Below are 22,163 nucleotides of genomic sequence, written 5' to 3'. Positions count from 1 at the left end.
CACTCAGTGCAGCCCGTGGGCTTTTCTTCGACGCGTCTCTTACGCGTGGGCCGTTTGAATGGAGGGGCAATCATGTTTAATTGGCGGCTTTGGGTATGCAAGCGCAAAGGCGTGTGACTGAAAGGAGAGCACGATGCTCACGTATGGGTCTTTGGGCTTCGGTATCCTGGCTGTGGTGGTCCCGTTGGTCCTGTATCGGGTCAAACGTGCCGAGGTGCCCATCTTTTTGAGTATGGCGTTTGGCATGGTGTCGCTGACGTGCGTGGCAGCGGTCATGGGAACGAGTGCGCTCGAGGGCGACGGCTCGATGTTCTACGACACGGCCCCGGCGTTTATGTACTGCTCCATCACGTTGCTCGTGCTGGTGCTCGCCATCAACGTATGGTTGCTGTGGCGTGCGTTTCACAGACATGTATGATGCCCACTTTGCGTTGGCTCAGCAGGCTGCCCTGACGAAAGGAGAGTGCAATGACAGGTATTGGTACGGCCGAGCTGTCGGTTTCGCTGGTAGTGATTCTGCTGCAGTGGATCGTCCCGATCGCTCTGGTATGCATCGCCGCATACTTCGGAGCACACAAGGGCGCCGAGCGTGCGTTGCGTGGCAAGCGCGAGGACGGCGAGCCGGGTGCCTGATCGCTCGCCCGTGTGGCTGGAGCCGGATTTCGGGCATCGCTGCGAGATGGTTCGCGGCGGCGCCCGATGCCGTTATGGGTCCGCGTTAATGCCGGTTCGCGCCTTGGCGCCCCTGGGCGGCGCGGTTGCGGGCGTGGGCATTGGCTGCCTTGTTGGGCGCGCCTCCGAACTTGGGTGCGCTGAAGGGCTTTCCCTTGGCGGTGGGCTTGCCGCCGAGGGGTGCCGTGCCACGCTGGCCCGTTTTGGGCGTTGCGCCGCGGTGCGAGCTCCTCGACTGGCCGCCTTTGCTTGGCTTGCCGCCTCCGGTGGGCATCTTGCCGGCCTTGTCCGACTTGTTGTCACCTGTCTTGCCGCGCGTCTTTCCGCCGCTCGCGCCCGGCTTGGGCGGCACGGGGCGGATGAGGCACTTGGGCCCGTAGCCGATCAGGTCCTCGCGTCCGGCGCGGCGCAGGGCCTCCTTCACCAGCTTGTGGTTCTCCGGCTTGCGGTACTGGATGAGCGCGCGCTGCATGGCCTTCTCGTGCGGGTCGCGCGCCACGTAGACGGGCTTCATGGTCCGCGGGTCCACGCCCGTATAGAACATGCACGTGCTCATGGTGGAGGGCGTGGGATAGAAGTCCTGCACCTGTTCGGGCATGTAGCCCATGTCGCGCACGGCCTCCGCCAGCTCCACGGCCTCCTTCATGGTAGAGCCCGGGTGACTCGAGATGAGGTAGGGCACCACGTACTGCTTGAGGCCGTATGACGCGGAGAGCCTCTCGAAGCGCTCGACGAACGCGTCGTAGACCTCGCGGCGCGGCTTGCCCATCACGCTGAGCACCGCGTCGCTCACGTGCTCGGGCGCCAGGCGCAGCTGGCCGCTCACGTGGTGTCGCAAAAGCTCGACCAGGAACTTGTCGGAAGCATCGGCCATGGTGTAGTCGAAGCGGATGCCGCTGCGCACAAAGACCTTCTTCACGCCGGGGATTTGGCGCAGGTCGCGCAGCAGCTCGGCATAGGCATCCTCGTTCGTGTCCATATTGCGGCACACGCTTGGCCACAGGCAGCGGCGGTTCTTGCACACGCCGTGCGTGAGTTGCTTTTTGCACGCGGGCTTGAAGAAGTTCGCGGTGGGCCCGCCCACGTCGTTGATGTAGCCCTTGAACTCGGGGTCGCGCGTGAGCGCCTCGGCTTCGCGGATGATGCTCTCGCGGCTGCGGACCTGCAGCATGCGGCCCTGGTGGAAGGTGAGCGCGCAAAACGAGCACTCGCCGAAGCAGCCGCGATTACTGCTGATGGAGAAACGGATTTCGTCGAAGGCGGGGATACCACCGGCCGCGTCGTAGTCGGGGTGCCAGTGGCGGGCGTACGGGAGCTCCGACACCTCGTCCATCTCGGCCGTGGTGAGCGGAGCCGCCGGCGGGTTTTGCACCACGTAAACGCCGTTCGGGTAGGGCTCCACCAAGCGCTTTGCGGTGATGGGGTCCATGTTCTGCTGCTGGATGTTGAAGGAGCGCGCGTAGGTAAGGCGGTCTGCCGTTAGGTCGTCCCAGCTGGGGAGCAGCTCGTAGTCGTATACGTTGTCGAGCGCATCTGGCCCGCTCACACGATACGCCGAGCCGTTCACGAAGGTGATCTGATCCACGGGCAGCCCGCCGTCGAGTGCGTCGGCCACCTCGACGATCGAGTGCTCGCCCATGCCGTAGAGCAGGATGTCGGCGCCGGAGTCGAGCAGCACGGAGCGCTTGAGCTTGTCCTGCCAGTAGTCGTAGTGCGCCAGGCGGCGCAGGCTCGCCTCGATGCCGCCGATGATGATGGGCTTGTCCTTGAACGTGCGGCGGATGAGGTTGCCGTAGACCGTGACGGCGCGGTTGGGCCGTGCGCCCGCGACGCCGCCGGGGGTGTAGGCGTCCTCGTGTCGCGGTTTCTTGTTCACGGTGTAGTGGTTGACCATCGAGTCCATGTTGCCGGCCGAGACGAGGAAGCCTAGGCGCGGCTCGCCGAGGGCGGCGATGCTCGCGGGATCGGTCCAATCGGGCTGGCAGATGATACCCACGCGGTACCCGTGCGCCTCGAGGACGCGGGTGATGATGGCCATGCCGAAGCTCGGGTGATCTACGTACGCGTCGCCGCAGACGTAGACGAAATCGCACCGGTCCCAGCCGCGGGCATCCATGTCTGCGCGCGAGATGGGCAGGAACGCCTCGCGCGGCGGGCGCCCCTTGGTGCCCGGACATCGGGCAGGGGTGCGGGAGCTGTCGGCTGCGCTCCTGCCCCGCTTCTTGTTCGATGTGCGAATGGGATTCTTGGCGGGATGCTTGGGCATGATGCTCGCTTCCATCGGTGTCGGTATCGTCCTAGCATACGCCAAGACCGGGCGCGCTCTGTTTTCGGGGAAGGCTATCGTTGGGAAACGCACAGCCGATCGAGGGACGCGGGCAGTTCGAGCAGGGAGGGCAACACCTCGGCGCAAAGCGCGCAGATTTCGTCTGTGGGTTCGTTGTAATCGGGGACCATGACCACGCGCATGCCCGCTGCGGCTCCGGAGCGCACGCCGTTGAAGGAATCCTCGACGGCGATGCAGAGCGCGGGATCGATGCTCAGACACCCGGCGGCGGCGAAGTAGACGTCGGGTGCGGGCTTGTGGTGCTCGATGTCCTCATCAAAGACCGCAGCATCGAACAAGTCCATGAGGCCGAAGCGCCTCATGCTGGTGACGGCGCGCTCGCGCACGCTGGAGGTGGCGAGCGCCACGGCAAGCCCCCGCTCGCGCGCTGTCGTCACGGCTTCGGCGGCGCCGGGTTTGAGCGAGAGCTCATCCTCCCAGGTCGCATCGAAGATCTCATGGCGGCGGGTGAAGAGGCGCTCGGTGAACGCGTGATCGCCGAATTCATCGTCGATCATCCTCATGGCGTTGGGGATGCTGCAGCCCACGAAGGCGTGCAAGATGTCCTCGGGGATCGTGATGTCAAAATCCCGCGCCGCGCGCCGCCACGATGCCTGGCTCACGCGCTCGGTGTCGATGAGTGTGCCGTCCATGTCGAAAATGACTGCCTGCATGGGTTCCTTTCGAAGAGATGCCTGAGGCAGTATGGTATCAGCTCGTGGCACGGGCCGCGATTTGCAGCAAAACGGTGCGGTCACGAGGAAGGGGTGCGGGGGAAGTTGAGGTTTTTCGTACTCATATTCGGAAAAGCCAAGTACATCTCAAAAAGACGCAATGCTGAGCAGGCATTTTGTCCTTCAAAAAAAGCGATGTACTTCACGGAATGAGAAAACGATACGAAAAACCTCAACATCCCTGTGGGGCGCGTCGTTCTGGAGCACTTCCATAAGAGATTCCGTCTACAACAACTCGCCGTGCGCGCGGACATACAGGGCTTTGGCGATGCTCGTGAGCAGCAGGTACCCCGCCATCATCGCCGCGAGTACGCCAAAGAACACGCCCGGTAGCGGAACCAGGTCGAGTGCCGAGTTCACGCCCGGGACGTAGGGCATTGCCGTGACGAGGCCCACGCCCAGCATGGTGAGGAGGGTGAGCGAGGCGGCGGGTCTGCTCTGCACAAAGGGCAGACGCTCGGTGCGCAGCAGGTGGATCACGAGGGTCTGCGTCCACATGGACTCGACGAACCAGCCGGTCTGGAACACGAGGGCGAACAGCGCGCGTTGGGCGGGGTCGGTGAGGGCGGCCCAGGGAGCGCCCACCACGAGCGGGCACACGACCCAGAACATCGCCGCGAAGGTCAGGATGTCGAAGATCGAACTCACGGGGCCGAGTCCGAGCATGAAGCTCACGATGCCGCGCGCGTCCCAGGTGCGCGGGCAGGCGAGGAACGATTCGTCCACGTTGTCCCACGGCAGCGCGGCGCAGCTCACCGTGTACGCCATGCCGAGCAGGAGCAGCTGCAGCGCGCTCATGGGCAAAAAGGGCAGGAACGCGGCCGCCGCCAGCACGGAGAGGACGTTGCCGAAGTTGGAGCTCGCGGTGGTCTTGATGTACTTGATGGTGTTGCCGTAGGTGCGGCGCCCCTCGACGATGCCATGGGCGAGCACGGTGAGGTCCTTCTTGAGCAAGATGATGTCGGCGCTCTCCTTGGCGACGTCGACGGCGGTGTCCACGGAGATGCCGCAGTCGCTCGCGCGCATGGCGGCGGCGTCGTTGATGCCGTCGCCCATGAAGCCGACGGTCTTTCCGCCGCGCTCGCGCAGCACGTTCACGATGCGCGCCTTCTGCAGGGGGGAGAGCTTGGCGAACAGCCCCGTGCGCTCGGCGCGCTCGGCGAGCTCGTCGTCGCTGAGCATGTCGATGTCGGCGCCGGTAAGCATGTTCCGGGCGTTGATGCCCACCTGCTCGCACACGGTTGCCGCCACGGCGGCGTTGTCCCCGGTGAGGACCTTGACGGTCACCCCCAGGCCGGAGAGCTCATCGACCGCCGCCTTGGCGCTGGCCTTGGGCGGGTCGAGGAACGCGAGGTAGCCGATGAGCGTCATGTCGCGCTCGTCGTCGGCGGTGAGGTCGCGCGCGGGCACGTCGTTTCTCTGAGCCACGCCCACCACGCGCATGCCGCGCTCGTTCAGGCCGCGCACGCGGTCGAGGATCCGGCCTGCCTGCTCGGGCGTGAGCGGGAGGACGTCGGCGCCCACCTCGACCTCGCTGCAGACGTCGATCATCTCCTCGACGGCGCCCTTGGTGATGAGCTGGCGCTTGCCCGTTCCGTCTGCGACCACCACGCTCATGCGACGGCGGTCGAAGTCGAAGGGGATCTCGTCCACGAGTCGCCACTGCTCGCGCGCGGCGGCGATGGCGTTGGCCTCGGGCGAGGTGCGCCGCGGGGCGGCGGGGGAGGCGCCCGCGCCGGCCTGACCGGGTGTCCCGGGCGAGGTGCGTCCGGCCCGCGCGTCCATGCTCCGCCCGCCCGCCGCCAGCGCCTCGGCACGCTCGATGATGGCCTCGTCCATGAGGTTGCGCAGGCCCGTCTGGAACAGGCTGTTGAGGTAGGCGTGGCGCAGCACGCGGTCGCTGGGCGCGCCGAGCACGTCGAGATGGCGCTCGAGCACGATCTTGTCGCGCGTGAGGGTGCCGGTCTTGTCGCAGCACAGCACGTCCATCGCGCCGAGGTTCTGGATGGAGGAGATCTCCTTGACCACGACGTCCTTCGCGCGCATGGCCTCGGCGCCGCGCGCCAGGCACGTCGTCACGATGACGGGCAGCATCTGCGGGGTGATCCCCACGGCCACGGAGATCGAGAACAGCAGCGCGTCGAGCCAGTCACCTTTGGTGAGGCCGCAAAGCACGAAGACGATGGGGCACATGACGAGCATGAAGCCCACGAGGACGCGGGAGACGGAGGCGACGCCGGCGTCGAAGCTCGTGGTGGTTGGGCGGGAGTCGAGGGCGCTCGCGATGCCGCCGAGGTAGGTGCGGGCACCGGTGGTCACCACCACGCCCGTGCCCGAGCCGCTCTGTACGGTCGTTCCGGCGAAGGCGAAGTTCGTGCAGTCGTCGATGACGAGCGCGCGGCCCGCCGGCTCGGCTATGGCCGCCGGCGTCTTCTCGACGGGGTCGGACTCCCCGGTGAGCGCCGCCTGGGTGAGGAAGAGATCCTTGGCGGTGACGATCCTCAGGTCGGCGGGGATGATATCGCCCGCGGCGAGCTCGATGAGGTCACCCGGGACGACATCTGCCAGCGGGATTTCGGCAGCTCCGGTGTCCTCGCGCACGCAGCGGCAGGTGATGGAGACGAGGCCCTTGAGGGCGTCGGCCGCCGCCGCACCGCGCGTGTCCTGCCAAAACGAGATGCCACCGGAGATGAGTACCATCACTCCGATGATGATGGCGGTGGAGGGGTCCTCGTCACCGGGGGCGGCGAGGTAGACGTTGGTGTAGAGCGAGATCGCCGCCAAGGCGAGCAAGATGAGGGTGAACGGCGTGAGGAACGCGCGGGAGAGGCGCGCGGCGAGTGGGTCGTGGTGCTCGGGCGCGATGATGTTGGCGCCGTGCACGGAGCGGATGCGATGGGCCTGCTGCTCGGTGAGCCCGCGCGGGCCGCAACCGAGCAGGTCCATGACCTCCGCGGCCTCGAGCGCCCCGATGCGGGCGATCTCGGGATCGAGTCCCTCGGTGCGGCGCGCGGCGGCTGCCGAACTCACGCTGTGGCGGACATGCGCACTCACACTGCCGATGATGCGGTGGATGCCGCGGCGCATATGGGTCTTTGTGGGGCGGGCGATCCCGGAGACCGCGAGGGGGTTACGGCCGAGGTTCGCCTGCTCGTTTTGTACGGTGTGCTTCATCCAGGTCATGAGGCACCTCCTTGACGTCGTGCTCAGCGCTGCTGAGCCGGTTGTCCAATTACCGGGGAGGTGCGCCCATGCAGAAACGGCGATGCGACGTTTGCGAGACGTTGCGTTGGAATTCAGGATGGGAAATGCGCCGAAAGGATGCTCTCGAAGCACAAACGAGCCGATTGTGGCAGTTTCAGGCAGCGAGAGTTAACTCTCGCGGAGCTCGTTGCTCGTCAGTTGTCTTCGATGTCCGCGACACGCTCGGTGCCGTCATGGCGCAATCGGGGTTTCGCCGTCTGCGGGGCGCAGCTACTGGCAGGGTGGTCCATGACGCACCTCCTTCAATGTCACGGCCGTGGCCTTCTTTGAGAATCGGACGCTAGTGTAGACCGGCCTACATGGTTGTCAAGCGCGATTCTACTCTAATCCATAAATTAGGTAGGTTTGTAAAGGAAGGGTAAAGCTGCGGAGCTGATAACCTCAATTTGGGGCAGGCATGCAATCGAGGCCGAGGAATCAAGACCCTGAACCGAGGATAAGCTGATGGCTATCGGTTAAATCTTCGCGGTGCTATCGCGCGCTGTGCGCATGGCATATGCTGTACAGGTGCCGGACATCATGACGTGGCCGGCGCGAGAAGAGGGGAGAGGTTCGTGCAGCGCGCGAAACAGGTTTCCGAGTCCATCGAGCTCGGCATCATCTTGGCTTTGGTCGGCGGTTTCATGGATGTGTACTCGTACATGGGGCGCGATGGCGTGTTCGCCAACGCGCAGACGGGCAACATCCTGCTCGTGGGCGTGCATCTCTCGGAAGGCGATTTCGCCGTTGCCATGCGCTATCTACTCCCGGTGCTGTGTTTCTCCGTTGGCATCATGCTGAGCGACCTCGTGCATGAGCGCTTCGCGAGTGTCATGCATTGGCGGCAGCTCACCGTGCTCGTCGAGGCGGTCATCCTGCTCGGCGTCGGCCTGCTCTCGTCTGAGTACAACATACTCGCCAACGGCCTCACGTCGCTCGCCTGCGGCATGCAGGTCGAGAGCTTCCGCAAGATCCACGGGCGTGGCATCGCCACCACCATGTGCATCGGCAACCTGCGCAGTGCCCTGCAGAACGTCGACGACTACATCATCACGCACCAGCGCGGTTTCCTCATGAACGGAGTCCTGTACTTTGGTGTCATCGCCGTGTTCGTGTGCGGCGCCGTGCTGGGCAATTGGTGTCTCGAGCGTTTCGGCCTGTCCGCCATCGGCATCTGCTCACTGCTGCTGCTCGCGGCGTTCTTCTTGATGTTCACCGACCGCGAGGCGGCGGCGGAGTAGGCCCCGGCGTGCCTTGGCCCGCCGCAAATGGCCCGCGTACAATCTACTGCACATGGGTAGAATAGTATCACTACAGTGATATAGCTAGGAGGCCCCATGGAGTTGTGGCACGGATCACCGGAAATCGTGTGGACGCCCCTGCGGGGGCTGTGCCGGCCCTACAACGATTATGGGCCAGGGTTTTACTGCACGCCCTATGCTGAACTGGCGCGCGAATGGGCGTGCCCGCAGCGCGGGAAAGACGGTATCGCCAATCGCTATGAGCTCGATCTAGGCGGGCTGGGCGTCCTCGACCTAGAGGCGGAAGGGTGCTCCGTGCTGACCTGGCTCGCGGTGCTGGTGAGTAATCGCCCCGTGCAGGTTTCGAGTCCGATCGCGCGTGACGGTATGGAATACCTTCGCCGTGTGTTCGGCATCGACCTCGAGCCGTACGACGTTGTTCGCGGTTACCGGGCGGATGACTCGTATTTCTCGTTTGTCCGGGCGTTTTTGAACAACACGCTGTCGGTTGCGCAGGTCGGTCGTGCCATGCGGCTTGGGGGACTGGGGAGTCAGGTGATGGTGCGCAGCGAGCTCGCCTTCGGACGGCTTTGCTTCCGGGGATATGAGACGGTCCCCGCATGTGAGTATTATCCGCTCCGCATGTGCAGGGACGCGTCGGCGAGAAGAGCGTTTCAAGACGAGCGCGCGGCGGCGGACCTGGACGGTCTGTACATCCGCGACATTCTGCGTGAGGAGGTGGGCCCCGATGATCCGCGCATACGATGAGGTGTACCTGTCTGACGCGATGAACACGCTGGGCGAGTTTTTCGACTACGCGGTGAACGACCACGGTGCCGAGGGGGACGAGATCGCCGACCTGTTCTGCATGAGCGAACTGGCACGGTCGTTTGGCCGAGGCGAGCCATGGACCGTCGCCGGCCTGTGCGGATGTGAGCTGTTCATACGTCTGAGCAGGGAGTTCGGATATTCCGTCGAGGGATTGGCCGCTCCTTGCGCGCGCATGGGAAAGACGCGGGAGTACTGGCTCGGCTGGATTGCGGCGTATGTGCAGTGGAGGCTGGACGTGCCCTTCGACAGGCTGTTTTCTGCCGTGCCATACGACGAGCTGCTGGCCATGTACGACCCGTGGCACGAGGCGTCCGAAGAACGGGTGGCAAAGCTTGTTGCAGAGAGAATCGAGCAGGCGAGAGGGGAGACGCGTCTCGCCGCGATGCGCAAGCGCCTGGGACTGAGCCAGCGCGAGTTGGCGCATCGGTCGGGGGTGTCCTTGCGTTCCATCCAAATGTACGAGCAACGAAACAAGGACATCAATCGCGCCCAGGCATGTTCGGTGGCGGCGCTATCCCGCGTCCTACATTGCACCATGGAGGATCTACTTGAGGTCGAACTGGGGGAGTCGGCGATATAGGCGTCCAACGGTTGGCGGCAATTCCAGTTCTATTGCATGTCCACCGCTCTCCCCGTCACGAACGGCCGGAGATCTGGGATGTCGAATTATTTGCAACGAATAGACCCCTGAATCGTATATAGAAGTAGATGGGGAGGTGATGAGATGGAGCTGGGAAGCGTTTTTGGTTTGGACGAGGCGCGCGGGGCAAACGCGGCGGCGCGGCGCGATGCGCGGCTGGTACGGGCGATTGTGCGCACGGGGTCGCGCGCCAAGGCGGACACGCTGGTGCGCGCGTATTACGACGAGATGCTGCGGTTTGCACTGAGGCAGATCACATCCGCGGAGGACGCGCGCGACGTGACGCAGGAGATTTTCGTGGCGGCGCTGCGTGGACTGCCGGGGTTCGACCCACGTCGCGCCTCGTTTCGCACGTGGCTCTATCGCATCGCCTCGAATAAGGTGATCGATTGGCTGCGATCAAACCGCTCGGCGTCCGCAACGGTGTCGCTGGACGAGCTCGACTGCGAGGTTTCCGATGGATGCGACGAGATGGGGGAGCTGTCGGAGTTCGCTGCGAATTCCGCGCGAGTCGCCCGCATCGGCCAGATCCTCTGCACCTATCCGGATGACGTGCAGCGCATCGTGCGGTTGCGTGTGTATGCAGAGCGCACATTCGGCGAGATCGCGGAGGTCGCAACGGCATGGTGCTGCATTGCGTACCTCCGTCAAATGCGTTGCGATCTCAAGACGAGGTGAGCGTCGGGGAGGCAGATGGGCTACTTGACCGCACGCACCACGGTGCCGCCGCCCAAGACGACGTCGCCGGCATAGACCACGACGGCTTGGCCGGGGGCGATGCCGCGTTCTGGTTCGTCGAAGACGAGCTCGAACGCGGCATCGTCGCCGCTCGTCGCCCGGCATAGGCGCGCAGGCTGGGCGGGGTGGCGGTAGCGGATCTTGGCGCGAACGGGGAGACCCTCGGCCCCCGCCTCATCCAGCAGCTCTTCCATGACGTGAGCAGGTGCGCTCCAAATCCAGTCGTCCGCGATGAGTCCGTGCGCCATGAGGTCCTCGACCTCGCCTAGGGTGACGGTATTCGCCACGGCGTCGATGCCCGTCACATAGACGGGGTGCGCGCATGCCACGCCCAGTCCCTTGCGCTGGCCCACGGTGTAGCGGATGGCGCCTTGGTGGCGCCCCAGCACCTCGCCGTCCGTGTTCACGATGTCGCCCTCGGGCAAGGGCACGCCGTTGCGCTGCTCGATGTAGGTGGCGAAGTCGTTGTTGGGCACGAAGCAGATGCCCTGGCTGTCGCGCTTACCGGCGTTCTCGAAGCCCTGCTCGCGAGCGATGCGACGCACGTCGCGCTCCTTGAAGAGGCCGCCGAGCGGCAGCAGCGTATGCGCGAGGCGCTCCTGCGTGAGCGAGTACAGGACATAGCTCTGGTCCTTCGAGGGGTCGAGCGCACAGGAAAGCGAGCGCACGGCCTCCGGCCCGTCGTGTCGATTGACGATGGCGGTGAGCAGGTCCACCTCGGTTGGGGGGATGTTGGCGTACGGGGCATGGTCGAGCGCGCCAATCTGCGCGTAATGCCCCGTGGCGATGTGGTCGCAGCCCCGCTCGCGGGCATACGCCAGGAGCGCGCCGAACTTCATATGCCGATTGCAGTCGATGCAGGGGTTGGGTGTCCGCCCCGCCTCATACGTGCGCACGAACTTCTCCACCACATTGCGCTCGAAGGTCGTGCGCATGTCGATGACCTCGTGGGCAAAGCCCAGGCGGCGGGCGATGGCGGCGGCGTCATCGGCGTCCGACCCGCTTCCGCATGCTCCCGGCGCGGCGTCGCCGTGCAGCAGCATGGTCGCACCGAGGCAATCGTAGCCCTGCTCCTTGAGCAGGAAGGCGGTGACGCTCGAGTCGACGCCGCCGCTCATGGCGACGAGCACGCGCTTGCGGGTCATGGGGCTCCTTGGTGTTCGGATGGTCGGTATGAGTACGGGCGCGGCTGCCTACTCGGCGAAGAGCGCCGTGGAGAGGTAGCGCTCGCCTGTGTCGGGCAGGAGGGCGACAATGGTCTTTCCCGCATTTTCGGGACGCTTTGCGAGCTCGAAGGCTGCCCATACGGCGGCGCCGGAGGAGATGCCCACCAGTACACCCGCTTTGCGCGCGAGCGCACGGCCCGTTGCGAGGGCGTTCTCGTTCTCTACGGGAATGATCTCATCATAGACCGCGGTGTCGAGCACCTTTGGCACGAAGCCCGCGCCGATGCCCTGGATGGCGTGCGGGCCCGCCGCGCCGCCCGAGAGGACCGGCGAGCTCGCGGGCTCGACCGCGACGACGTGGACGTTGGGGTTGCGGGACTTGAGGTAGCGACCCACGCCGGTGATGGTACCGCCGGTGCCCACGCCTGCGACGAAGATGTCGACTGCCCCATCGGTGTCCTCCCAGATCTCGGGGCCGGTCGTGGCCTCATGGGCGGCGGGGTTGGACGGGTTGGTGAACTGGCCGGCGATCCAGCTCTTCGGCGTGGCTGCCGCCAGCTCTTCGGCGCGTGCGATAGCGCCCTTCATGCCCGCGGAGCCCGGGGTGAGGACGAGCTCGGCACCGTAGGCGGCCAAGAGGGCGCGGCGCTCGGCACTCATGGTCTCGGGCATGGCGATGATCAGGCGGTAGCCACGCGCGGCGGCCAGCGCGGCGAGGCCCACGCCGGTATTGCCGCTCGTGGGCTCGATGATGGTGTAGCCGTCGTGCGGTGCGATGAGGCCCGCCGCCTCGGCCTCGTTCAGCATGTTGAGTGCTACGCGGTCCTTGACGGAGCCGGCGGGATTCTGGCGCTCGAGCTTGACGAGGACGCGCGCGTTGACGTTGGCCTCGCGCTCGAGTTGTGTCAGCTCCAGTAAGGGGGTATGTCCGATCAGCTGGTCGATGGATGCGTAGACGGCACTCATGGCGATCTCCTAACGTGAGGCCCCGCCCTCTGAGGGGGTGAGGTGCTTGCCTGTATGATACACGCGGACCATGGTACGCACCCCTTCAATTACATACCAATTATATAGGGAATAGGTAATCAATCTGAAACATGACGTTCATTTCCGCAGGAGTCGGCTGAAAAAACCATCGTTGCCTATAAAGGAAGGGGGGTTGTCTGTTATCCTTCGACATACCGGACCACTGCGAAGGGAGCACGGACATCATGTTGGTCTCCACAAAGGGACGCTATGCCCTGCGCGTCATCGTCGATCTTGCAGAGCACGCTTCGGAGGGCCGTATTCCGCTCAGGCAGATTGCCGACCGTCAGGGAATCTCGGAGAAGTACCTCGAGAACATCTTGTCGACGTTGGTACGTCACGGTATTTTGTCGGGGCTGCGCGGCAAAGGCGGCGGTTACTGTCTCACGCGTGAGCCCGATCAGTTCACGGTGGGGGAGGTCCTGCGTCTGACCGAGGGCTCGCTTTCTCCCGTGTCGTGTCTGAGCGAAGAGCACAACACCTGCGAGCGCGCGGCTACCTGCCGCACGATTCATGTGTGGAGGGAACTCGATCATCTCATCGAGGACTATCTGGAGGGCGTGACCATAGCCGATCTGATGTGCGCTCATCCGGAGGCGGAAGAATAGCCGGCCGCTTGCCTTAATCCTCGGTCACCACGCCGAGAATCGTGCACATGATGCTCACGATGATGCTGCCTATGAGCGCAGATCCGAATCCGGCAATGGAGATACCCGAACCGAGCAGATTCACTGAGAGCCAGCTTGCGAGTTCGAGCATGAAGCTGTTTACCACCAGCTGGAAGAGCCCCACGGTAAGACACGTGAGCGGCAGCGAGATGACGGTGATGAGAGGCTTGACCAACGAGTTGACCAAGCCGAGAAACAGCCCGACGAACGCGAAGCTGAGCCAGGGATCCGCCGCTCCGAACGGAGCGATGCCGGGGACGAGGAACGTGGCGATGGCGATGGCGATGGACGTCAGGAGCCAGTTGAGGAAAAAGCGCATGAGAGGCCTCTCGGTCTGCGTGCGACTCGGATACGCGATGACGGATCCGAGGACGTGGCGCGCACGCTAAGATAATGGTACGCGGCCGTGGCATCGCCATGGCCGTTCTCGGATATTCTACCCAAAGCCCCGTCATTCCGACGGACGGCGAGGAACGCCATGCAGCAGTACACCTATGCGCAGATCGAGACGGCGGAGCCCTATCCCGGCGAGGACGGCTCGCGCGTCATCTCATTTTTCGTCTTCAACACCGATGTGCACTTCCACGTGTATTGCGGGGACGGTCGCGAGAGGTCGGAAGACGAAGGTGCCGGGCGTACCGTCGAGGCACTCGATGACGCCTTGCGGGCATGCCGGGATCGGTGCCTCTTCTTTGAGCGCCATCTATCGCGGACCCGATCGGATTCGGATATCTCCCGCGCCCATGCCGCCTCCCCCCATCCGATCGATGTCGCGCCCGAGACGGCCGAGCTTGTGCGCCTGGCTTGCGGGTACTGCGCGCGAAGCCGGGGCTGCTTTGACATCACCATGGGGACGGTGACGCGCCTGTGGGATTTTCACGAGGGAGTTGTTCCGAGCGCCCTGGAGCTTGCCCGTGCGTTGCCACATGTGGACATCGGCGCGATACGCGTGAGCGCGCCCGACGAGGCGCCCTGGCTTGCCATCGAGGACCCCGCATGCTCTCTCGACGTAGGCGGGGTCGCCAAGGGCTACATTGCCGACGATCTTGCTCGGCTGCTCGTGGCCCACGGCGTCGAGCGCTTTGCGATCAACTTGGGCGGTAACGTGGTCGTGCGCGGCGGACGTCCTGCCGATGGGGCGTCGCGCCCTCCCGTGCATGCCGGTGACCCTTGGAAGATCGGCATCGTGAATCCGCGCGACCCCGCCCACTATCGCGCAATCGTGGACGTGGCGAATGGGTCGGTCGTGACGAGCGGCCTGCACGAGCGCCGCTTTTCGAAAGGCGGACGGACGTATCACCACATACTGAGTCCCGTTGACGGCATGCCCGCGCACACGGACGTCACGAGCGCGACGATCATCGCCGACCGTTCGCTTGACTGCGATGGCTATTCGACGACGGTGCTCATGCTCGGCATGGATGAGGGGCTCGCCTTTGCCGAGAGCATCGATGGCGTCGAGGCGGTGCTCATAAGTGATGCGGATGAGGTGCGCTGGACATCCGGAATTGCCGAGCGTCTCTCACTCGTCCCCACGCTCCCAAGCTGGTGACGCGTGCCGCTCGCGGATGACATCGGTGCTTTAGCACGCTAGTGTGCTAAACTTCGCCTTGGCAGTAGGGTTACTGCCAAGTACATTGATGATGCCTGGTGGTGACCATGAATATAGAAAAGATGTTCGAGCGACCCGATGTCGATCAGCTCGTCGAGGCGTTCCGTCTCGTCGAGGGCCCCGATGAGATTCGCGCATTCCTCACCGACCTGTGCACGCCGCGCGAGATCTGCGACTTCGCGCAGCGCCTGCAGGTCGCCCGTTATCTCGACGAGGGAGAGCCCTATGTTGAGGTGCAGGCGCGCACGGGAGCCTCGTCGACCACGGTGAGCCGCGTTTCCAAGGCACTCAACGGCGAGTACGGCGGCTATCGCGGTATTCTCGTCAAGCTCGGCGATAATTAGCGCGTGCCGACAACTGCCAAAGCCCGCCCCTCGCAGTCACGAGATTGCGGGGGGCGGTTTCTTTTGCGCGGCGGACGGGGACCAACCGCCGCATCGATCGCATGGGGTTTGCCCGCGCCACACGAACGTGTCCGCGCGGGCGTGTAGGATGGAATGACGAGACTTCTATCGAGGATGGGGACATGGGGCTGAAGGTTTACACGACGCAATCCGCATCGGCGCTCACGGGCGCCGAGGTATCGTTGCTTGCAGGAGCGGCGCGCGAGCACGGCCGCGCCACGCTGCTGGTGCCCACGTTCGCCGAGCGGGACCTGTGCCGCCGCGCCCTGGCCGACGCGCATGTCGGCACGGGCGTCGACGTGGCGACGCCCACGACGTGGATCGAGGGGATGTGGGAGCTGTTCGGCGACGGGCGCCGCATCGTGGCTCCGCTCGAGCGCCGCATGCTCGTCGCCGCGCTCATGGCCGGCCGCAGCGCCGCCTTTATCGCGCCCCTGCGGGACAATCCGGGCACGGTGCGGCTCGTTTGCCAGATTGCCGAGGCGCTGCTGCCCGAGATCGCCGCCCCCGCGGCGTCGGGAAAGGAACTGCCCGAGGCCGGCAATGACGCCGAGCGCATCGTGTTCTCATTGGTGCGCGATTACGCCGGCATGCTCGAGGCGCGCGGGCTCGTCGAGGCGTCGGAGGCCGCCCGCCTCTTGGCGCGGCTCGTCGACTCCGAGGCGCCCGCGTGCGCGCGTTTCGTCGCCGTGCGCGACGTCTCCCGCCTGCCCGGACATGTGATGCGCCTGTTGATGGCCGTCGCCGGCGTGGGCGAGGCAGCTGTGCTGCTCAACCCCGACCAGCGATCCCTCGTCGCGGGACTGCCCACCCCCGTCGAGGTGGTCGGGCTCGATGCGCTCGCATCTGCCCCGCGCTTCCAGGGCGACCCCGAGTTCCTCGAGGTCGCGGGCCCGCATGCTCGCGGAGCCGCCTACGCGCGCGCCATCAGCGGGCTCGTGGCGGACGGCCGTGATGTGGTGGTTGCCTCCGCTCGACCGTCAGACGTGTTCGATGAGGTCTCGCCCCGTTTGGCGGCTCGTGGGATCTGCTCGGAGTGCGCTCTCGTGGCACGGTTCGGTGACACCGAGGTCGGCCGTCGCTTCACCTCCCTGTCCGACGTGGTCGCCCGCATGAAGGAGGCGGGGGAGGACCCCGAACGCGCCGCGACGTGGTGGCCCGCGCCGGAACTCACCGATTGGCTCTATTCGCCGCTCTCCGGCATGGACTCCAATTCCGCGCGGAAGTTCGATAAGAAGATCCGCTCCAATCGCTCCCTGACGCCCGAGGTGGTTCTGCGCGCCCTGCAGAGCTACCAGAGCCAGACCGCGACCATGCGCCAGCGCTCCGAGCATTCCGGGCCCTATGCCCAGGTCCCCGCCGTCTGCGCGAGTGTCGTCTCGTATCTGTGGCAGGAGCGCCCCGTTTCGGCGCTCAAGGCCATGTGCGCCGTCGCTGCGGCGCTTCCCCCGAGCGCCTTCGGTTGGAGGGATGGGTCGGTCCGCGCCGGCCTCGAGGCCACCATGGCCGCCAAGGCCATCGAGGCCCTGGCGGATACCGCCCGTGAGATGGACGTCCCCCAGTCCGTGGCCGTGACGGTGTTGGACGGCCTAACCGTATCCGCCCGTCGTCGCGCCGAGTCGAGCGGCTTTGCGCATGCGGGCCCCGATGGGGGCGCGACGGCGCCCTGCGTGCGATTCATGACGCTCGCCGATGCCGCCCTGCTGCCCGCGGGCTCCGTGGACGCCGTCTTCATCGCCGATGTCGACGTCGACAATTTCTCGCTCGCGCACGAGGAGGGGGCCCTCGAGGCCCTTTCCGCCAAGCTCGGCGTCGCTCCCGTCGAGCTCGAGCCGGCTGCCCGCCTGCGCGACCTGTTCGACCGGGCGTTGGCCGCGGCGCGCTTTCGCGCAATCCTCGCCCGCGTCACGCATGACCGCCAGGCGAAGGACCGTTACCCCGCCGCGATGTGGACGGAGCTGGCGGCTGCCGTTCGCGCGTCGGGGCGTGTCGCGGATGTCGTCTCGGCGGGCGAGGGCGATATCGTGGGGGATCTCGACATCGCCGCCGGCGCCGGCCTGGCTTGCGAGCGGGTGGCGTGCCTGCCCCCGCAGGAGCTGGGGAAGGACGCCCTCCGTCATCTGGTGCTGTACCAACGCGACCCCGCCGACCCGTCCCGTCTCGTGCCGCGCCAGCTGTCCGCCTCGCAGATCGAGAGCTATGCGACCTGTCCGCTGTGCTGGTTCATCTCATCGCGCGTCCGCCCCCAGTCGCTTGATGCGGGGTTCGGCAATATGGAGAAGGGCAATTTCGTTCACGACGTCATGCATCGCCTGCACGCCGAGCTCATCGAGGAAGGGATCCCGCGCGTCACGCCCGAGAATCTCGCGGGGTGCCTGGAGAGGCTGCGGAGCGTGTTCGATCGCGTCCGAGCCGAGCATGCGCGCAACAAGACCTCGAGCTCCGGCGCGCTCGTCGCGCACTCGGCCCTCGAGCGCGCGCAGGTGGATGAGATCCTTCCGCAGCTCGAGGCGGTGGTCCGGTACGAGGCCGAGGCGCTCGCGCCCTTTGCGCCGGAATACCTCGAGTACTCTTTCAACGGCCTCGGGGTCGAGTACGCCGGGCGCCCGCTCGGCGGGCGCATCGACCGCGTGGACGTCGATGCCGAGGGACGCGCGATGGTCATCGACTACAAGCACCGCGCCGACGTCAACGCCTTCAAGCTCTCCGACCCCACGGTGGCGAAGCGCGACGGCACCGTCCCGGCGGATGACCCCGACTGGCTGCCCGAGCATACGCAGTCGCTCATCTACGCGCAGGCGTTGCGTCACTCCGAGCTCGCCCTCGACGCCCGCGGAGCCCTCTATTTCTCGACCAAGGGCGGCGCCCCCGCCATGTGTGGCGCCGTTTCCGAGGAATTCGCCGAGGTCGAGCGTGGCGATGGCCGCGTGCCCGGCCTGCGGACGGGCTTCCCCGACACCGAACGCGGCGGCTCCATGAGCTTCGACGAGCTGCTCGACCGCGTCGAGCGGACCATCGCGCGCAAGCTCGACTCCCTCGAGGCGGGAGACGTGGCGGCGGCGGAGAAGCCAGGCGCGCGGTGCGCGTTCAATCACGACCTTGGATTCGAGCGGAGGGACGCTTAAACGATGGATCTTTCCACCCTCATGCCGCAGCAACGCGACATCGTGACTACCCTCGACCGCCCGCTGTTCGTTTCGGCGGGCGCGGGCTCGGGCAAGACCTTCACCCTCACGCGCAGGATCTTGTGGGCGCTCTCGCCCGAGTCTGGACCCTTCATCCGGAGCCTCGACCAGGTGCTCGCCATCACGTTCACCAAGGATGCGGCGGCCGAGATCCGCGAGCGCGTCCGTGGCGCCCTTATCGAGGAGGGGATGGCCGACGTCGCCCTGCAGGTCGACGACGCCTGGATCTCGACCATTCACGGCATGTGCTCGCGCATTCTACGCGCCCATGCGCTCGAACTCGGCCTCGACCCCGAGTTCACGGTGCTGGATGAATCCGTCTCCGGCCCACTCATGGATCGGGCAGTCGATGCCGTGATCGGCCGTGAGCGGGACGGTTTGGGCGCGCTGAGGGAGTGGTTCCCGCTCACCGGCGAGCTCGACCCTTCCGGTTTCGAGGCGGGCACGAGTGCCAGGCGCCTGGTGCGCGTGCTGCTCGAGCGCGCGAGCGCCTCGCGCCACGGCTTCGACGACATCGATTTCGTCCGCGGCACGGCGGACCTCTCCGGCCTCATGGACGCCTATCGCCAGTGCCTCGGCGCGAGTGCCAAGGCGGCAGAGACCGCGCGCATCGCGCTGGACGCCCTCGAGGCGTACGAGAGCGGCCCCCAGACGCGCGGCGACCTCGCTTCCTGCATGCTCGCCTGCGGCATGCCCCGTCCGAGCAAGGCCTTTCCCAAGGAGCAGGTGGCCCTGCTCAAGGCGGAGGCGGCCGACGCCTTCGTCAACGCCTATCTGGGCCTCGGCGGCCCCGCACTCGATGAATTGCTCGCGCTTGCCCGCGCCGTCGGCGACGAGTACGCCGCCCTCAAGGCGGAGCGCTCGGCGCTCGACAACAACGACCTCCTCCGTCTCACCTATGAGGCGCTGCGCGACCATGCCGACATCCGCGAGGCGTACGCCGGCAAGTTCGCGATGGTCATGATCGATGAATTCCAGGACACCGACCAGCAGCAGGTCGACCTCATCAACTTCCTGACGGGCGAGGGCGGTCGCGCCCTGTGCACCGTCGGCGATGCCCAACAGTCCATCTATCGATTCCGCGGCGCCGAAGTCGAGGTCTTCCGTCGCGCGCAGCGCCGTATCGAGGATGAGGCGGCCGCGGGATCCGTAGGATCCGTGGTCGAGCTCGTCAAGAACTTCCGAAGCCACGCCGAGGTGCTCGAGTACGTCGCCCGCATCTTCGACGGCGGGAAGGGCGGCATCATGCCGGGCTTCCTCGATTTGCTCCCGCACGACGGGCGCGTCGACGGTCTGCGGGTCGCGGGCGCCTCGCGTCGTCAGGCCCTGCTTGTCGCGGGCGGCACCACCGAGGAGCGCACGGCGGCCAAGGCCGAGGCCATCGCCCGCCGGTTCCGCTCACTCGCCGATGCCGGTCAGCCCGTGGGGGGCATGGTGCTGCTGCTGGGCGGCATGCCCCGCGCCGGCGTGTACGCGGACGCGATCCGCGCGCAGGGTCTCGACTGCGTGATCAGCGGCGGATCGGTGTTCGCCTCCACGGAGGAGGCCAAGACCGTCCGCGCGCTCGTGCACATGCTCGGCAACCTGGCCGATACCGCGCAAGGCCTCGCCCCCGTGCTCGCCTCGCCGCTGTTCGCCCTGGGCGTCCAGGAATTCCTTGCCCTGGCCACGGCATGGGATACGCAGACCGGCGAGACTCGTCGCCGCAATATCGAGCTCGGCATTCTCGTCGATGACGACGCACCGGGCTTCGGGGAGCTTCCGCTGCTCGCCCGTGCCCGAAGCGTCCTGCGCCGGGCTCTCTCGCGCCTGGGGAAGGACCCGCTTACTTCGATCGTGCGCGATGTGGTCAACGAGTCCGGTTGGATGGTCCGTCTCGCCGAGCGGGGGGCGGAGGGCCGCGCGCAGGCTGCGAATGTCCTGAAGGCCATCGACGCCGTGGCGGAGGCCGAGGCCGAGTTGGGCAACGCGCCGCGCCAGGTGGCGCTCGCCTTCGACCGTTTCCTGGCGGGCAAGCAGGCACCCGGCGCCCTCAACGAGGAGGGGGGCAACGCGGTGCGCATCATGACGGTGCACGCCTCCAAGGGCCTCGAGTTCCCCGTAGTCGCGGTGTCGGAGTGCTTCGGCATCCGATCCAACTCCGATCGCATGCAGTCCGCCCGCCGCGATGACGGCACGATCGGCCTCGTTGCCCTGCCCGGCCGTTTTCCGAGTTGCCGCGATTCGTCCGGCTCCTTCGTCGACGGCGCCGAGGTGGAGAAGCAATTCAAGAAGTATCTGAGCGGATCGGGCGCCACGGGGCCCTGGCTCGATGCGAGCTTGGTCGACGATGTGTGCGCGACTGGATCGGCCGCCGAGGCATGGCTGTCCATGCGCAACGAGGAGGACCGCCTCGCACTCGAGGAGCGGGCCCGTCTGCTGTACGTCGCGATGACGCGCGCCCGCGAGGTCTGCCTGCTCGCGATGGATGTGCCCGTCGGCCGCGGCAAGGACGCGGCTCTCGCCCTCAGGCCCGAGTTGGATCTCACGCAAGCCGTGCTCGAGCGCATCCTGCCCGATGAGGGCGCCTCGCTCGCGTGCGACCGCCTCGTGTTCGACAACGCCCAAGCGGGCGATTTCGAGCTGATCGCCCTCAGGGACTTCTCGTATGGCGGCGCCGCATACGAGGCGAATGCCGAGCCGGCCGATGCGGAGGCCTCGGTTGCGGACGCCCCGGCACCCGAACCGACGGATTCCTTCACGCTCGTCGAGCCGGCGAGTGTGTACATGCGCGTCGTGCCCGCCGAGCGCGCCCCACGTGATTCGTACAGTTATTCATCGATCTCCGCCGAGTTGCACGAGGAGGGGGAGGACCGTGCGGCCGCCGCCGGGGCTCCCGAGGGCGATGACATCGATGAGGCGGTCGCGCCGAGCGAGGTCGACGCCCTGCGCGATGAGCGCGAAGAGAGGGCCGCTCTGTCGCGTGCCGGAGACCCGACCGCCCTGGGTAGCGCCTTCCATGCCGCATGTCAGTGGTTGATCGAACTTGATCGCGTCGATTTGCCCACCGAGCGCGCCGACGCCCTGTGCCGCTACTGGGGCTGCACGCCCGCCCAGCGCGAGCGCTTCGATGCCGCGGTCGCGCGCTGGCTTTCGAGCGATGTGCGCGCCGAGGCACTTGCCTGGCCGTGCCGCCGTGCCGAGGTGCCGTTTTACACGCTGGGCATGGACGGGCTCGTGGGGCGCTTTGGGCCTTATGCCGAGGGCGCCATCGACTTGCTGTGCACCGACCCCGCTCGCCCCGGTCATGCCCTGCTGATCGACTACAAGACCGGTGGGAGCCCGGACGAGACGCCCGGGCGGCTGCATGAGAAACACCGCCTGCAGGCCGAGGTGTACGCCGACGTCCTGCACAAGGCCGGCTTCGAGCGCGTGACGCTCAAGTTCGTGCGCGTCGAGGTACCCGACCCCGTCGACCCCGCGCAGCCCCAGGTCGTCACGTACGAGCTGTGATGCTTCCGATGAAACCCGCAAAATCGAGGTCGGGGGCGATCACTATGGCCGCTTGCCCCCGCGGTCAACTCGCTTGTTCGATGAGGTCTCTGTTCGGATCGCCTTGTGGCGGCAAACGGTAGCACAACTCGACAAAACTTCCGGAAATGGGCGTGCGGCAGAAATCTTGGAGACCGGGCGGAGAG

Annotated in this window: 17 protein-coding genes; 11 read left to right on the top strand and 6 right to left on the bottom strand. The window is 66.1% G+C overall.

What is annotated here, in order from left to right:
- Window positions 1-133: 133 nt before the first annotated feature.
- Both DWV48_RS06205 and DWV48_RS09205 read left to right on the top strand, forming a co-directional pair.
- On the top strand, window positions 134-418 hold the full coding sequence (locus DWV48_RS06205; RefSeq protein ID WP_118653959.1) for a hypothetical protein: 285 nt from the start codon (window positions 134-136) through the stop codon (window positions 416-418).
- A gap of 50 nt (window positions 419-468) precedes the next feature.
- Window positions 469-633: a hypothetical protein gene (locus DWV48_RS09205; RefSeq protein ID WP_158574837.1), complete on the top strand. Its 165-nt coding sequence runs from the start codon at window positions 469-471 to the stop codon at window positions 631-633.
- Between the two features lie 85 nt (window positions 634-718).
- Here DWV48_RS09205 and DWV48_RS06200 read toward each other — a convergent pair whose 3' ends face one another.
- The 3 genes from DWV48_RS06200 to DWV48_RS06190 all read right to left on the bottom strand — a co-directional run bounded on the left by DWV48_RS06200 (window position 719) and on the right by DWV48_RS06190 (window position 6,915).
- Window positions 719-2,953, bottom strand: a complete 2,235-nt coding sequence (locus tag DWV48_RS06200) for a YgiQ family radical SAM protein (protein ID WP_233546198.1) — start codon at window positions 2,951-2,953, stop codon at window positions 719-721.
- Window positions 2,954-3,012: 59 nt separating this feature from the next.
- Window positions 3,013-3,672, bottom strand: a complete 660-nt coding sequence (locus DWV48_RS06195) for an HAD family phosphatase (protein WP_118653957.1) — start codon at window positions 3,670-3,672, stop codon at window positions 3,013-3,015.
- 285 nt (window positions 3,673-3,957) lie between these two features.
- Window positions 3,958-6,915, bottom strand: coding sequence for a magnesium-translocating P-type ATPase (locus DWV48_RS06190; RefSeq protein ID WP_118653956.1), 2,958 nt, complete (start codon window positions 6,913-6,915; stop codon window positions 3,958-3,960).
- 635 nt (window positions 6,916-7,550) lie between these two features.
- Between DWV48_RS06190 and DWV48_RS06185 the strand changes: the two genes are divergently transcribed.
- The 4 genes from DWV48_RS06185 to DWV48_RS06170 all read left to right on the top strand — a co-directional run bounded on the left by DWV48_RS06185 (window position 7,551) and on the right by DWV48_RS06170 (window position 10,365).
- Window positions 7,551-8,216: a YoaK family protein gene (locus tag DWV48_RS06185; RefSeq protein ID WP_118653955.1), complete on the top strand. Its 666-nt coding sequence runs from the start codon at window positions 7,551-7,553 to the stop codon at window positions 8,214-8,216.
- 96 nt (window positions 8,217-8,312) lie between these two features.
- Window positions 8,313-8,984: a DUF3990 domain-containing protein gene (locus DWV48_RS06180; protein WP_118653954.1), complete on the top strand. Its 672-nt coding sequence runs from the start codon at window positions 8,313-8,315 to the stop codon at window positions 8,982-8,984.
- Window positions 8,965-9,627 (top strand): helix-turn-helix domain-containing protein, encoded by a 663-nt coding sequence (locus DWV48_RS06175; RefSeq protein ID WP_118653953.1) that lies wholly within the window; start codon window positions 8,965-8,967, stop codon window positions 9,625-9,627. The genes DWV48_RS06180 and DWV48_RS06175 overlap by 20 nt, the downstream gene beginning before the upstream one ends.
- A 144-nt stretch (window positions 9,628-9,771) precedes the next feature.
- The gene (locus tag DWV48_RS06170) at window positions 9,772-10,365 is read left to right on the top strand and encodes an RNA polymerase sigma factor (protein ID WP_118653952.1); all 594 of its coding nucleotides are present in this window, start codon (window positions 9,772-9,774) and stop codon (window positions 10,363-10,365) included.
- Window positions 10,366-10,385: 20 nt separating this feature from the next.
- Here the strand turns inward: DWV48_RS06170 and mnmA are convergent, their stop codons facing one another.
- Together mnmA and cysK are read right to left on the bottom strand one after the other, a co-directional pair.
- Window positions 10,386-11,570 carry a tRNA 2-thiouridine(34) synthase MnmA gene (gene mnmA / locus DWV48_RS06165; protein WP_199588910.1) on the bottom strand — a complete coding sequence of 395 codons (1,185 nt, stop codon included), beginning with the start codon at window positions 11,568-11,570 and terminating at the stop codon, window positions 10,386-10,388.
- A gap of 48 nt (window positions 11,571-11,618) precedes the next feature.
- Window positions 11,619-12,557, bottom strand: a complete 939-nt coding sequence (cysK, locus tag DWV48_RS06160; RefSeq protein ID WP_118653951.1) for a cysteine synthase A — start codon at window positions 12,555-12,557, stop codon at window positions 11,619-11,621.
- 245 nt (window positions 12,558-12,802) lie between these two features.
- Here cysK and DWV48_RS06155 point away from each other — a divergent pair, with 245 nt between their 5' ends.
- Window positions 12,803-13,225, top strand: coding sequence for an Rrf2 family transcriptional regulator (locus DWV48_RS06155; protein ID WP_118653950.1), 423 nt, complete (start codon window positions 12,803-12,805; stop codon window positions 13,223-13,225).
- A gap of 13 nt (window positions 13,226-13,238) precedes the next feature.
- Here DWV48_RS06155 and DWV48_RS06150 read toward each other — a convergent pair whose 3' ends face one another.
- Window positions 13,239-13,604 (bottom strand): phage holin family protein, encoded by a 366-nt coding sequence (locus tag DWV48_RS06150; protein ID WP_118653949.1) that lies wholly within the window; start codon window positions 13,602-13,604, stop codon window positions 13,239-13,241.
- A gap of 159 nt (window positions 13,605-13,763) precedes the next feature.
- On the opposite strand from DWV48_RS06150, the gene DWV48_RS06145 reads away from it, so the two are divergent.
- The 4 genes from DWV48_RS06145 (at window position 13,764) to DWV48_RS06130 (ending at window position 21,978) form a co-directional block, all read left to right on the top strand.
- On the top strand, window positions 13,764-14,837 hold the full coding sequence (locus tag DWV48_RS06145; RefSeq protein WP_118653948.1) for an FAD:protein FMN transferase: 1,074 nt from the start codon (window positions 13,764-13,766) through the stop codon (window positions 14,835-14,837).
- A 107-nt stretch (window positions 14,838-14,944) separates the two neighbouring features.
- Window positions 14,945-15,241, top strand: a complete 297-nt coding sequence (locus DWV48_RS06140) for a YerC/YecD family TrpR-related protein (protein ID WP_118653947.1) — start codon at window positions 14,945-14,947, stop codon at window positions 15,239-15,241.
- Window positions 15,242-15,423: 182 nt separating this feature from the next.
- Window positions 15,424-18,426 carry a PD-(D/E)XK nuclease family protein gene (locus tag DWV48_RS06135; RefSeq protein ID WP_118653946.1) on the top strand — a complete coding sequence of 1,001 codons (3,003 nt, stop codon included), beginning with the start codon at window positions 15,424-15,426 and terminating at the stop codon, window positions 18,424-18,426.
- A 3-nt stretch (window positions 18,427-18,429) separates the two neighbouring features.
- Window positions 18,430-21,978 carry a UvrD-helicase domain-containing protein gene (locus tag DWV48_RS06130; RefSeq protein ID WP_118653945.1) on the top strand — a complete coding sequence of 1,183 codons (3,549 nt, stop codon included), beginning with the start codon at window positions 18,430-18,432 and terminating at the stop codon, window positions 21,976-21,978.
- The last annotated feature ends 185 nt before the right edge of the window (window positions 21,979-22,163 follow it).

Origin of the sequence: Collinsella sp. AF08-23, assembly GCF_003479805.1 — a bacterium.
In the GTDB taxonomy this organism is placed as follows: domain Bacteria; phylum Actinomycetota; class Coriobacteriia; order Coriobacteriales; family Coriobacteriaceae; genus Collinsella.
The sequence above is the reverse complement of the archived record's forward strand: the minus strand, read 5'-3'. Positions and strand labels throughout refer to the sequence as shown.

Bases quoted from the DNA above. Each gene is read 5' to 3' on its own strand.
- DWV48_RS06205 (WP_118653959.1), top strand. From the start codon at position 134: ATGCTCACGTATGGGTCTTTGGGCTTCGGTATCCTGGCTGTGGTGGTC.
- DWV48_RS09205 (WP_158574837.1), top strand. From the start codon at position 469: ATGACAGGTATTGGTACGGCCGAGCTGTCGGTTTCGCTGGTAGTGATT.
- DWV48_RS06200 (WP_233546198.1), bottom strand. From the start codon at position 2,953: ATGGAAGCGAGCATCATGCCCAAGCATCCCGCCAAGAATCCCATTCGC.
- DWV48_RS06195 (WP_118653957.1), bottom strand. From the start codon at position 3,672: ATGCAGGCAGTCATTTTCGACATGGACGGCACACTCATCGACACCGAG.
- DWV48_RS06190 (WP_118653956.1), bottom strand. From the start codon at position 6,915: ATGACCTGGATGAAGCACACCGTACAAAACGAGCAGGCGAACCTCGGC.
- DWV48_RS06180 (WP_118653954.1), top strand. From the start codon at position 8,313: ATGGAGTTGTGGCACGGATCACCGGAAATCGTGTGGACGCCCCTGCGG.
- DWV48_RS06175 (WP_118653953.1), top strand. From the start codon at position 8,965: ATGATCCGCGCATACGATGAGGTGTACCTGTCTGACGCGATGAACACG.
- DWV48_RS06170 (WP_118653952.1), top strand. From the start codon at position 9,772: ATGGAGCTGGGAAGCGTTTTTGGTTTGGACGAGGCGCGCGGGGCAAAC.
- mnmA (WP_199588910.1), bottom strand. From the start codon at position 11,570: ATGACCCGCAAGCGCGTGCTCGTCGCCATGAGCGGCGGCGTCGACTCG.
- cysK (WP_118653951.1), bottom strand. From the start codon at position 12,557: ATGAGTGCCGTCTACGCATCCATCGACCAGCTGATCGGACATACCCCC.
- DWV48_RS06155 (WP_118653950.1), top strand. From the start codon at position 12,803: ATGTTGGTCTCCACAAAGGGACGCTATGCCCTGCGCGTCATCGTCGAT.
- DWV48_RS06150 (WP_118653949.1), bottom strand. From the start codon at position 13,604: ATGCGCTTTTTCCTCAACTGGCTCCTGACGTCCATCGCCATCGCCATC.
- DWV48_RS06145 (WP_118653948.1), top strand. From the start codon at position 13,764: ATGCAGCAGTACACCTATGCGCAGATCGAGACGGCGGAGCCCTATCCC.
- DWV48_RS06140 (WP_118653947.1), top strand. From the start codon at position 14,945: ATGAATATAGAAAAGATGTTCGAGCGACCCGATGTCGATCAGCTCGTC.
- DWV48_RS06135 (WP_118653946.1), top strand. From the start codon at position 15,424: ATGGGGCTGAAGGTTTACACGACGCAATCCGCATCGGCGCTCACGGGC.
- DWV48_RS06130 (WP_118653945.1), top strand. From the start codon at position 18,430: ATGGATCTTTCCACCCTCATGCCGCAGCAACGCGACATCGTGACTACC.